Here is an 11356-nt window from a genome sequence, read left to right as displayed (position 1 = left end):
GGCGTTGCCCTCGGCATGAACGTCATCGACCACGTCGCCCGGGTGACGCGCAAGGACCGGACGGAACGTAGGGAACGCAAGGACGGGGCGGACCGGAGGATCCCGGTGGACCGCACCCGTGAGCCGATCTACGCCCAGCTCGTCAGGGAGTGGCGGGCCCAGGGGCGCACCGTGCCCGCCGAACAGGATGTGCTGTGGGCGACGCTGGCCGGGTTCGCCCTGCGCACACGGCCCGAGCCCGAACGCCGCCCCTGACCGGCCGCCGCTCACGGGGAACAGACATCTGCCGGCACCCGCCGGCTACCGGCACATCGGGGCGAGCACGGTCAGGGTGCCGTTCGCCGTGCGCAGCGCCTCCTCCAGGGGGCCCGGCTGGTGCAGCGCGCCGGTGCCGTCCGGCGGGATGAGCCACTCCAGGGAGCGGGCGGGCCGGTACGGCGGCGGTACCGCGACCCAGGAGCCCTTGGTCGCGCAGCGCACCCCGGCGCCCACCCAGCCCCCGGACGGGTCGGGCGGAAGGAAGAACCCGACGCGCCCCGCCGCCGTGTCCACCAGGGTCGGCCCCGGCGTGCCCGACGCGGGCCGCCACAGCAGGTCCAGGGCGAGCAGACCGAGCCCCTCGGGCACGCTCAGGACGTCCCAGAAGCGTCCCGCCTCCAGCAGTGCGACACCCTCCCCGTGGTCCCACTCCCATTTGCAGGCGCGGGGATCGGCCGCCGCCGCGGCGAGCCACTCCACGCCCCGCATCCACATCGCGTTCGTCATGCACTGCTCCGGGTGATCCTCGCACGCCGCACAAGGGCGCAGGGAACGGCTGTGACCGGGCACTTCGTGCGGCCGCACGCCAACCCGGCATATGCATGCTCGTAGATATTTCTACCTGGCGGAAGGGGTGGCGCGGCCTGGCGTTTGAGTGGGTGTGTTCGAACTCCGGGCGATGGTTCGTCAGTTGGATCAAGGGGATGTGTCACTCCTGTGGGTGCCTGCGCCGGCATGCGCGCTCGATTCGATCGTTCTGGCAATCGATTCATGCGTGACATCTTGTTTGAGTCGCTATTCCAGTCGTACGCTCACGCTGTTCCGTCACCGCACCCCCCGAGGTACTCCATGGACCGCACGCGCCTGCACGCCCTCCTGGCCCGCGAGAGCGCCGAGGCCGAACGCCGTAACCCGCGCTCCCGGGCGGCCTACGCGCGCGCCGACCATCTCTTCGGTCGGGTGCCGATGACCTGGATGAACAAGACCGCCGGTGCCTTTCCCCGGTATCTGGCCGGGGCGCGCGGCGCCCGCGTCACCGACGTGGACGGCCACGAGTACATCGACTTCTGCCTCGGCGACACGGGCGCGATGGCCGGGCACTCGCCGGCGCCGGTCACCGAGGCGGTGCAGCGCCGGTACGCAGACCTCGGCGGGGCCACCGCCATGCTCCCCACGGAGGACGCCGAGTGGGTCGGCGCCGAGCTGACCCGCCGCTTCGGCCTGGCCCGCTGGAGCTTCTCGCTGACCGCGACCGACGCCAACCGCTGGGCGATCCGGCTCGCCCGTGCCGTCACCGGTCGCTCCAAGATCCTCGTGAACAGCTACTGCTACCACGGCAGCGTCGACGAGTCGCTGATCGTCGTCGGCCCCGACGGCGAGGGCACCGCCCGTCCCGGCAACGTCGGCGCCCCCTGCGACGTCACGCTGACCAGCCGGGTCGCCGAGTTCAACGACCTCGCCGCACTGGAGCGCGAGCTGGCCCACGGGGACGTCGCCGCCGTCCTCATGGAGCCGGCCCTCACCAACATCGGCATCGTCCTGCCCGAACCGGGCTACCTCGCGGGTGTACGGGACCTGACCAGGCGGTACGGCACCCTGCTGATCAACGACGAGACCCACACCTTCTCGGCCGGCCCCGGCGGCTGCACGGCCGCCTGGGACCTGGAACCCGACCTGCTCACCATCGGCAAGGCGATCGGCGGCGGCATCCCGGCCGGCGCCTACGGCCTGTCCGCCGATCTCGCCGAGCGGCTGCTCGCCCGTGAGGACCTGGACCTGGTGGACATGGGCGGCGTCGGCGGCACCCTGGCCGGGAACGCCCTGTCGGTCGCCGCGATGCGCGCCACCCTCGAACACGTCCTCACCGACGAGGCCTTCGCCCACATGGCCAAGCTGTCCGAACGCTTCGAGGCCGGCGTCCGCGCGGGCATCGACGCCCACCGCCTGCCCTGGTCGGTGAGCCGCCTCGGCGCCCGCACCGAGTACCGCTTCGCCTCTCCCGCGCCCCGCACCGGCACCGAGTCCGCGGCAGTCGCCGACGAGGAGCTGGAGGACTACCTCCACCTCTACCTGGCCAACCGGGGCATCCTGCTCACCCCGTTCCACAACATGGCGCTGATGTGCCCGGACACCACCGAGCAGGACGTGGACACCCACACCGAGGTGTTCGCCGCCGCCCTGGCCGAACTGACCGGCTGAGCCGCGCGGTTAGTCTGGACCGACCCGCCGGAGAGGAAGAACGACGACCGTGGACGAGATCGACCGGGCCATCCTGCGCGAACTGCAGACCGACGGACGCATCGCGTACGCCGACCTCGGCCCCAAGGTCGGCCTGTCGGCGTCCGCCGCCCGGCAGCGGCTCCAGCGCCTGCTGGACTCCCGAACCGTGCAGGTCGTCGGCGTCACCGACCCGATGGCCATGGGCGGCCAGGCCATGGCGCTGCTCGGCATCGGCGTCGACGGCGACCCGCGCACGGTGGCCGACGCCCTCGCCGAACGCCCGGAGGTCGTCTACTCGGTCCTCACCTCCGGCGGATTCGACCTGTTCGCGGAGGTGGTGGCGCCGGGTCCCAAGGCCTTGCTGGACTTCGTCAACGATGTGGTACGGCCGCTGGAGGGCGTCCGCGAGATCCAGTCCTTCCCCTACTTCGGGATCCACACCCACCGGTTCCTGTGGGACGTGGGCTGACATCCGTGCCGACGGGGCACCCGGTGCCGGGGTGATCGGATGCCGGTGTGATCAGGGGACCGGAGGGGTGGGGGTCAGGACGAGCATGGTGGCGTCGTCCCGGACCGCGTAGCGCATCCGATGGAGGTCCGCCCACACCGCGTCCGGGAGCTCGCCCGAAGCTGTGGCGGCGAGCGCGGCCAGTCGCTCGGGCAGCGGGTAGAAGGTGTCCGCGGCGTCCCGGGCCTCCCACACCCCGTCGGAGGCCAGCAGCAGCCGGTCCCGTGGGCCGAGCGTCACCGTCACCTCCTTCGGACGGTCCATGCCGACCAGTCCGATGCCCAGCGGGGGACAGGGCGGGACGGCCAGCTCCAGGGCCCGCCCCTCGTGCAGCAGCACGGGCGGCGGATGACCGCAGCCCACCACCCGCACCGTCCGCGCGTCGCCCGAGAACTCCAGCAGTACCGCGGTGGCGAACAGCTCCGCGTGCCGGACACCCGCGGAGTCCACGCCCAGCCTGCGGTCCATCCGGGCGGCGACCGACTCCAGGTCCGGCTGGTCCAGCGCCGCCTCCCGGAACGCGCCCAGCAGCGACACCACGGTCGTGACCGCCGACAGCCCGTGCCCCTGCACATCGCCCAGCACAGCGCGCACGCCGTGCGGCCCGTCGCGCACGTCGAAGAAGTCGCCGCCCACCAGCGTGCCGTCCTGCGCGGCCCGGTAGAAGCCCGCGCACCCGACCGGGCCGACGCGCTCCGGCAGGGGCGGCATCACGGCCCGCTGCACGGCGTCGCTGATCGCGCGCTCGGTGTCCAGCTGGGCGTCCCTGCGGCTGCGTACGAAGGCGACGAACACACTCAGCACGGCGACGAACGCGATGGTGAGCAGATCGGTGTTGCCGGGTCGATCCAGGTGGGTGAAGGGCAGATTCAGCGCAACGATGACCAGGCCGCCGAGGGCGGCAGTCGCCAAAGGCCCGTACGAGAGCACGGCGAGCGGCGGGATCGCACCGAGCAGGAATCCGAGATCGTGGGCGTGCGGGGTGGCCGTCGTGGCCGCGGTCACCACCACGAGCAGCAGAACGGGCAGCACCCGCACCCATCGCGGCGGTGGCGCGCCTCGCAGCCAGCCGCGCTCCTCCCGGGTCCGACGCGACGACCAGCCGCGCACCGATCTCACAAGCCCACGCTACGCCGCCGCCGAGCCGGTGGCCTCTCCCCGGCCCGCCGACGCCCATGGCGTGAAAAAACCGGTGCCCATGGCGTGAGAAAACCGGTGGACGCCCGCCCGGCCGTCCTCCTAGCGTGAGGCCACCACGCCCGAGACGGCCGGAAGGAGGCGAGCACCATGCAGGTCCCAGTGATTCAGCGCTCCCCCCTCCCCGCTGCCCGGGCGTGCCACCTCTGACCGGACCGGGAGCGCTGTACGCCGTACGCATCCCGGAGGAAGCCCTTGACCGCACCGGTCTTCCGCACGCTCGACGAGAGCAGTGCGCACCTGTTCGACACCCTGCCCGACCCGCTGCGCTTCCGTGAGAAGCATCGGCGGACCCAGTACCGCCCCGACTGGAAGCGCGTCGCCCTGCGCGACGGCCGGCCGGTGGCCCGCGCCGCCTGGTGGGCCCGGCCCGAGGACACCCAGCCGCTCGTGATCAACTGGTTCGACGTGGCCGAGGGCGAGGAGGACGCGGGCGCCGAACTCCTGATGACGGCGCCCTGGCGGACCGAGGAACTCGAGCTCGACCTGCCGGTCGGCTGGCGCGACGACCCCGCACAGCGGGCCGCCGTGGACACCCGCGTCGCGGCCGCCCGCAAGGCCGGCTACGAACTGTTGGTGGAACGCTTCCTGTACCGCTGGACCCCCGACCAAGGTCTGCCCGAGCGCCCCGGACGGCTCCTCTTCTCCGCCGAACCGGACGACGCCGTCTTCTTCGACGCCCTGCGGCACATCCACTCCGTCACCCTGGACGCCCACGCCCGGCGGGCCATCGAGCGGGGCGGAGTGGACCGGGCGGCCCAGGAGGAACTCGACGTCTTCCACTGGATGCCGTCACCGCGCGAGTGGTGGGAGGTGGCCCGCACGCCCGAGGGCGAGCTGGCCGGCATCCACATCCCCGCCCGCAACCCGGGCGGCCCCTGCATCGGCTTCATCGGTGTCCTGCCGGACCACCGCGGCCACGGCTACGCCTACGACCTCCTCGCCGAGTGCACCCACTTCCTGGTCGGACGGGGTGCCGAGTTCATCGCCGCCGGCACGGACCAGGGCAACTTCCCCATGGCCGCGCACTTCGCCAAGGCTGGCTACCCCGTCGTACGGGAACGCCTGAACTTCTGGGCCGACGGCGATGTCAGTGCCGGGTGACATGCTGACGGGGTGGTGACCGGAGACGGAGCGGGGGAGACGCCCATGGTGACGGACGGCGCGGTCTGGCGTGTGGACTCGGCGGTGGAGCCCGTCGGCGAGATCCTGATCGACGAGGCCGACTTCCCCTGGCTGGCGGGACGCTTCACCGCCGGCCCCGGCTTCGCCGCCGTCCAGGACCTCTTCGCCCGCGAGCTCGCTCTGGCGGACCGCGACGACGAGCACGGCTGGGCGGAGTGGGAGTCCGTGTACGAGGAGATACGCGCCCGCGTCTCACTCTCCTCGCCGGACGGCCCGGTCCCCGAGTTCCTGCTGCACATCGAGGGGGACCGGGCATGGTTCCGGTGGAGCGAGGCGCCCTTCGAGGACGCCTAGGCGCCCGCCGGCGACCGCTAGGGGGTGTCGTTTGGATCATCCCGGCGTCGCGGGCCCTGGCACGCACACCTGCGGCGTTGTCGTCGGTCGCCGACGCTCCGCGTCGACTCCCTCCTCCGCCTTGCATCTGCACGCACCAGACCCCGCTCGGGTCGGCCAGGAGGCTCGGTCGGCCGGAGCCGGCCTGATCCAAACGACACCCCCTAGGCGACCGCTTCGGGTGGCGGGGGAGGTGTCCGGTCGGCGAGGTTGCCGGCCAGGCGGGCCTCCGCCGCCGCCAGGATCTCGGTGACCCGCAGGCCGAACGCGGCGTCGCAGGCGTGCGGGCGGCCCGTGCGGGCGGCGGCCACCAGGGCGTCGGCGGCACGGGCCAGGGCGGGGACCGCACCCTCTGAACTCCTCGGCAGCAGCGCCGTCCCCGCCTCGCCCCGCAGCTCCACGTCGGCTCCCGCCGCCGCGGGCGGGGCCGTCAGGCTCAGGGTCAGCGCGCTCGACGCCCCGGTGTCGTGGTCCAGGACCAGATGCACGGTGTCCGAGGGCCCGTGCGCCGCCGCCAGGACCTGCCGTACGTCGCCGAGGACCGGAAGCAGCACCGACAGCGCGTGCGGGCCCACGTCCCACAGGGCACCCTTCTCACGGCGCCACGGCGAGGCCGCGAACGGGCTGTCGCTCGTGAACACCGCCCCCAGCCACTGCGCCCGCGCGGTGAACCAGCCCGCGGTGGCGGCCTGTTCGTCGATCCACGCCTCGGGTTCCTTCTGGAAGCGGGTGGTGAAGAACACCACCGAGGCGACCCCGGCCCGCTCCACCGCCTCGGCCACGGCCCGCGCCTCGGCGACCCCTATGGCCAACGGCTTGTCCAGCAGCAGATGGCGGCCGGCCCGGGCCGCGCGCACCGCCATCCCGGCCTGCACCGACGGAGGCAGGGCCACCGCCACCGCGTCCACGTCGGCCAGCAGGTCGTCCACGTCGTCGTACGCCCGGACACCGTGCTCCTCGGCCAGGGCGCGGGCCGCCTCCGGGCTGCGCCCCCACACCCCGGCGAAGTCCAGGCCGGGGTGTCCGGCGAGGGCGGGGGCGTGGGCCGCCCGGGCCCACGGTCCCGTTCCCAGCAGTCCGATGCGCATGTCGCGTTCCTTTCTCCGAGCCGGTCGCCACAGCATCAAAATGCCGTGTCCCGTGCGCTGTCGACAGACGTCCGGGCCGATGCGCCGTCTCCCGCGAGCCATCGCGCGATGGCCGCGGCGATCGGCTGGCCGGTGTCCATCTCGACGAACCCGAACTGGCCCGACTGGTTGCACTCCAGGAACCACCAGATGCCGTCCGCGTCCTCGGCGAAGTCGAAGGCGCCGTAGGCCAGTTCGGCGCTCTCCATGTACCGGCGGACGGCCTCGGCGACACGGGCGGGCACCTGCACCGGCAGCCAGGGGGAGACCGAAGGGGCGAAGCGGACGTCCACGTCGTCGGGGTGGGCGTCCGGATCGACCTGCTTCCGCGCGGCCAGCAGCCGGTCCCCGACCACCGTGAGCCGGATGTCCGCCCGCTTGGCGACCCGCCGCTGCAGCAGGGTCGGACCGAAGGCCACCGCCGAGAAGTCCGTGTCCGGCGCGACCCTGCTCGTCGGCACGGCACGCGGCGGCTCCTGCGGATGCGCGCCGGAGACGGGCTTGACCACCAGGTCCGGGAAGCGTTCCGCGAAGTCCCGGGCCGCCTGCGGGAACGTCGTGATCAGCGTGGCCGGCACCGCGAGGCCGCTGCGCTGGGCGAGCCGCAGCTGCCAGGGCTTGTGCCGGGCGCGCTGGGCCGCGTCCGGATGGTTCATCCAGCGCGCGTCCGTACACCGCAGCATGCCGTACAGCGCCTGCGTGGACTCCTCCGTCAGCCAGGCCGACGGATGGGCCGCGCGAGCGGCCGCGGCGCCCGGCCTGCGCACCCAGACGGAGCGCAGGCCGCTCATGCTCACCAGGCGGCCGCCGACGGACAGATGCCCGCCGTGGGCGTCCTGCACGTACTCGCCCGACAGCGCCACCCCGCTGGTGAGGTCGGCGGGGTCGAGGCGGACGACGGGCACCCCCGCCTCGCCCAGCCTGAGGACCACCATGTCCGCCGTCACGTCCTCTTCACTGGTCAGGATGAGCACGGTCATCTTGCGCAACCCGCGGTCAGTCGTCGAAGTGCGTCTTGGAACCGGCCGTGGAGGTCGTGGTTCCCAACGCTCTCAACGTTGCGTGATCGGTGGCGGCGATGCGCCCGTCGGGGAGGACGTTCAACTGCAGTCCGGAGTCGTACGCATACGGAGTGGTGACGTCCAACTGCACAGCGGGGCGCGCGTAGTTGAGCGTGAACGGTTGCATGGGTCTCTCCCTGGTTCGGCTTTCACGTCCTTATACGAATCGAACGGGTGATTGGTTTCCTTACGCTCCGTAACCACGGTCCGGAGAGGGGCGGTTCGGGCGCCAGCTAGAAGGACGCCGGCGAGGGCGAACTGGCTGCGCGCACGGCGCGGCAACCTCGCGAATCCGGCGCCTGGGGCGGCCCCGGGCGCCCTCCGCCCGGTCGCGGCGCCCGGCTCAGCCCGCCAGGGCGCCGCGGGCCGCCGCGAGGGCCTGCTCGGCGTAGCTCCGGCCGAACAGCACCGCGTGCACCAGCAGCGGGAAGAGCTGGTGCACGCCGACCCGTCGCCGATGGCCGTCCGCCAGCGGAGCCGCCTCCTGGTACCCCGCCAGCACCCGCTCCAGATGGGGGCAGCCGAACAGCTCCAGCATCGCGAGATCGGTCTCCCGGTGCCCGCCGTGCGCGGCCGGGTCGATGACCCGGACCTCGCCGTCCGCGCCCCACAGCACATTGCCGTTCCACAGGTCCCCGTGCAGCCGCGCGGGCGGCTCGGCCGGGCCGGCCAGCTCCGGGAGCCGCGCGCAGACCCGCTCGATCACGCCGGCCTCCCCGGGCCGGACGGTGCCCGCGTCGACCGCGGCGCGCAGATACGGCAGCACCCGGTGCTCGGCGTACCAGGCCGGCCAGTCGGTGCCCGGCGCGTTGCGCATGGGCGCGAGCCCGATGTACGCATCCACGGGCCCGCCCGGCGGCGCCGCGCCGAACGCGGGCGCCCCGGCCGCATGCAGGGCGGCCAGCGCGTGGCCGAAACGCAGCGCCGCACCGGCGTCGGGAGGACCGGTCGGCACGCGCTCGGTGACCATCCAGTGCTCGTCGTGCCCGAGCACCCCGGGCACCCGGACCGCCCCCGCCCCGCCGAGCCAGCGCAGCCCGGCCACCTCGGCGCGCACCGCGCCCGGGGCGTCGGCACGCTTGACCATCACCGTCGTACCGTCGTCGAACGTGACCTCGGCGGGCGATCCGGACGGCACCCGTCCACCCGTGACCCGGCGTCCGGTGAGCCGGGACGCCGCCTGAGCCGGACCTTCGTCTCGCGTGACCACGGCCCCAGGGTATGGCCCGCAAAGGGGCAGCCACGCAAGGTACTTCGACGGTTGCTACGACTGTTTTCGGTCAAACCCAGGCGGTAACTACCCGTGTTGACCTGGTACGGATAGCGTGAGGGCGTCGCGTCGCCACACCAGGGGCACAGGGCCCTCGCGGGACTAGCGCGCGGCGGAGGATTTCTCCGTGACCACAGCATCCGTGCTGATGGCCGACGTCTTCGAGGTCCAGCCCTACACCACCCACTGCGAAGTCATCTTCGGCGAGGGCGCACATGCCGTGATCGGCGTGTCCCCGGGCAACAGCTACTTTTCCGCCCGTCGCCTGCACGACCTCGCCCGCTGGGGGCTCGACCATTTCGAGAGGGTCGACTTCGTCTACACCGACCTGTACGTGGCCGAGATGTACGAGGCATCCGGCTACGCGCCCGACGAGGCCCGCCGCAAGGCGGTGAAGAACCTGCGGGGCGTGCGGGCGAAGGTCCGCGACGCGGTGACGGCGGCCGACCCGGACGGCACCCGGCTCGACTGGCATCCGATGTCGTCCTTCCGCACCAACCCCGCCTACCAGGAGATCCACGGGCAGCTGCAGAGCAGGCTGACCTCCGACCCCGACTTCCGGTCCGTCTGCAACGTCCTGGTGAGCCGGTTCCTGGCCGCCCGCGGCGAACCCGCGAGCGAGGAGCAGCGCGCCGTGTGCCTGGAGTACGTGTGCGCCGAGGCCCCGCTGTTCCTCGACACCCCCGCCATTCTCAAGGTTCCGTCCTCCCTCAACTGCTACCACCAACTGCTGCCGATGGCCGAACTGTTGTACTCCCGTGGCGCCGGACTGCGCGCCTCCCGCAACCAGGGCCACGCCATCGTGACGCCCGCCGCCCTGGAAGGAGCCGCGGCATGACCACCGCCCCCGATGTCCGCACCGACCTGCCGCCGCTGCTCGACTTCCCGTTCTCCTGGGACGGCACCCGTGTCCCCGCCGAGGTCGAGGACCTGCGCGCCACCAGCCCCGTGCGGCGCGTGCGGACCATCGCCGGCGACGAGGCCTGGCTGGTCTCCTCGTACGAGCTGTGCCACCAGGTGCTGAAGGACGACCGCTTCTCCCTCAAGGACACCTCCGCACCCGGCGTCCCCCGGCAGTACGCCCTCACGATCCCGCCCGAGGTCGTGAACAACATGGGCAACATCACCGGGGCCGGGCTGCGCCGGGCGGTGATGAAGGCGCTCAACCCCAAGGCGCCCGGCCTGCTGGAGTGGCTGCGGACGGAGGCGCAGCGCCTGGTGGACCTGATGGTGGCCGAGGGTCCGACAGCCGATCTGCGCGGAGCGTTCTGCGAGCCGTACTCGGCGGGCATGCACTGCCGCATTCTCGGCATCCCGCAGAGCGAGGCCCCCGCCTTCCTGCGCAGCCTCGACATCGCCTTCATGAACGCGCCGTGCCCGATCACCGGCGCCAGGATCAACTGGGACCGGGACATCGCCCGGATGACCGCCCTGCTCGACGACCCGGCCACCCACGGGCTGATGGGCGAACTCGCCGCCCTGCGCGACGACCCCGAATACGCCCACCTCACCGACGAGATGCTGGCCACCGTCGGGGTCACCATGTTCGGCGCCGGCACCATCTCGACGTCGGGCTTCCTCGCCATGGCCCTGGTCTACCTGCTCACCCACCCGACGGCCCGTGACCTCCTCAGGGACCGTCCCGACCTGATCGGTCCGGGCGTGGAGGAGCTGCTGCGGGTGAACCTCTCCATCGGCGACGCCCTGCCCCGCCTCGCCCTGGAGGACGTCCGGCTCGGCGACGTCGGGATACGCCGGGGCGAACTCGTCCTGGTCCTCGTGGAGGGCGCGAACCTCGACCCCGAGAAGTTCCCCGACCCGCACCGCTTCGACGTCCACCGCGACAACACCGCCGACCATCTGTCGTTCGGCGGCGGCGCGCACTACTGCCCGGCGACCGCCCTCGGCCGTGTGCACGCCCGGATCGCCCTGGAGGTCCTGCTCGACCGCCTGCCGGACCTCGCCCTCGCCGTGCCGGCGGCGCAACTGGTCTGGCGCACCGGGTTCATGAAGCGGCTCCCCGAACGGCTGCCGGTGACCTGGTAGAGCGATAGGGGGGTCCGTCCGTACGGGTACGAGGGCGGACCATCCGTACGGGAACGTACGGCGTCCCCTTCGGCCCGGCCGCCGGGCACCGGGGGGACGCCGGTCCGAACGCCGGGCAGCGGGAGTACCTATGTGACAGATCTACGAGTCC

General features: G+C 72.7%; 13 protein-coding genes. 7 read left to right on the top strand and 6 right to left on the bottom strand.

The annotated features are described in order from the left end of the window. Window positions 1–15: 15 nt before the first annotated feature. The gene (locus ABZ865_RS33200; protein WP_361238722.1) at window positions 16–255 is read left to right on the top strand and encodes a hypothetical protein; all 240 of its coding nucleotides are present in this window, start codon (window positions 16–18) and stop codon (window positions 253–255) included. Window positions 256–300: 45 nt separating this feature from the next. Here the strand turns inward: ABZ865_RS33200 and ABZ865_RS33195 are convergent, their stop codons facing one another. After that, window positions 301–765 carry a hypothetical protein gene (locus ABZ865_RS33195; RefSeq protein ID WP_361238719.1) on the bottom strand — a complete coding sequence of 155 codons (465 nt, stop codon included), beginning with the start codon at window positions 763–765 and terminating at the stop codon, window positions 301–303. A 342-nt stretch (window positions 766–1107) separates the two neighbouring features. Here ABZ865_RS33195 and ABZ865_RS33190 point away from each other — a divergent pair, with 342 nt between their 5' ends. Further along, entirely contained in the window at window positions 1108–2457 is a 1350-nt protein-coding gene (locus ABZ865_RS33190) for a transaminase (RefSeq protein ID WP_361238716.1), read from the top strand. Window positions 2458–2506: 49 nt separating this feature from the next. Beyond that, window positions 2507–2947, top strand: coding sequence for an Lrp/AsnC family transcriptional regulator (locus ABZ865_RS33185; RefSeq protein ID WP_361238713.1), 441 nt, complete (start codon window positions 2507–2509; stop codon window positions 2945–2947). Window positions 2948–2998: 51 nt separating this feature from the next. On the opposite strand, the gene ABZ865_RS33180 is transcribed toward ABZ865_RS33185, so the two are convergent. After that, window positions 2999–4105, bottom strand: coding sequence for a PP2C family protein-serine/threonine phosphatase (locus ABZ865_RS33180; protein WP_361238709.1), 1107 nt, complete (start codon window positions 4103–4105; stop codon window positions 2999–3001). A 273-nt stretch (window positions 4106–4378) separates the two neighbouring features. Here ABZ865_RS33180 and ABZ865_RS33175 point away from each other — a divergent pair, with 273 nt between their 5' ends. Further along, on the top strand, window positions 4379–5287 hold the full coding sequence (locus ABZ865_RS33175; RefSeq protein ID WP_361238706.1) for a GNAT family N-acetyltransferase: 909 nt from the start codon (window positions 4379–4381) through the stop codon (window positions 5285–5287). A 45-nt stretch (window positions 5288–5332) separates the two neighbouring features. Next, entirely contained in the window at window positions 5333–5662 is a 330-nt protein-coding gene (locus tag ABZ865_RS33170; protein ID WP_361238854.1) for a hypothetical protein, read from the top strand. 203 nt (window positions 5663–5865) lie between these two features. Here ABZ865_RS33170 and ABZ865_RS33165 read toward each other — a convergent pair whose 3' ends face one another. The 4 genes from ABZ865_RS33165 to ABZ865_RS33150 all read right to left on the bottom strand — a co-directional run bounded on the left by ABZ865_RS33165 (window position 5866) and on the right by ABZ865_RS33150 (window position 9099). After that, a complete protein-coding gene (locus tag ABZ865_RS33165) occupies window positions 5866–6789 on the bottom strand; it encodes a Gfo/Idh/MocA family oxidoreductase (protein WP_361238703.1) in 924 nt (307 codons plus the stop codon). A gap of 35 nt (window positions 6790–6824) precedes the next feature. Further along, on the bottom strand, window positions 6825–7808 hold the full coding sequence (tgmB, locus tag ABZ865_RS33160) for an ATP-grasp ribosomal peptide maturase (RefSeq protein WP_361238700.1): 984 nt from the start codon (window positions 7806–7808) through the stop codon (window positions 6825–6827). Window positions 7809–7824: 16 nt separating this feature from the next. Continuing rightward, complete coding sequence (gene tgmA / locus ABZ865_RS33155; protein ID WP_020938095.1) at window positions 7825–8016, bottom strand: putative ATP-grasp-modified RiPP; 192 nt, start codon at window positions 8014–8016, stop codon at window positions 7825–7827. Window positions 8017–8232: 216 nt separating this feature from the next. Next, window positions 8233–9099 (bottom strand): fructosamine kinase family protein, encoded by an 867-nt coding sequence (locus ABZ865_RS33150; protein WP_361238697.1) that lies wholly within the window; start codon window positions 9097–9099, stop codon window positions 8233–8235. A 187-nt stretch (window positions 9100–9286) separates the two neighbouring features. Between ABZ865_RS33150 and ABZ865_RS33145 the strand changes: the two genes are divergently transcribed. After that, on the top strand, window positions 9287–9997 hold the full coding sequence (locus ABZ865_RS33145; RefSeq protein ID WP_361238694.1) for a tRNA-dependent cyclodipeptide synthase: 711 nt from the start codon (window positions 9287–9289) through the stop codon (window positions 9995–9997). Next, a complete protein-coding gene (locus ABZ865_RS33140; RefSeq protein ID WP_361238691.1) occupies window positions 9994–11205 on the top strand; it encodes a cytochrome P450 in 1212 nt (403 codons plus the stop codon). Before ABZ865_RS33145 ends, ABZ865_RS33140 begins: the two co-directional genes overlap by 4 nt. The last annotated feature ends 151 nt before the right edge of the window (window positions 11206–11356 follow it).

Source organism: Streptomyces sp. NPDC047085 (assembly GCF_040643735.1).
Lineage (GTDB): Bacteria > Actinomycetota > Actinomycetes > Streptomycetales > Streptomycetaceae > Streptomyces.
This window is presented reverse-complemented; position numbering and strand designations above follow the sequence as displayed.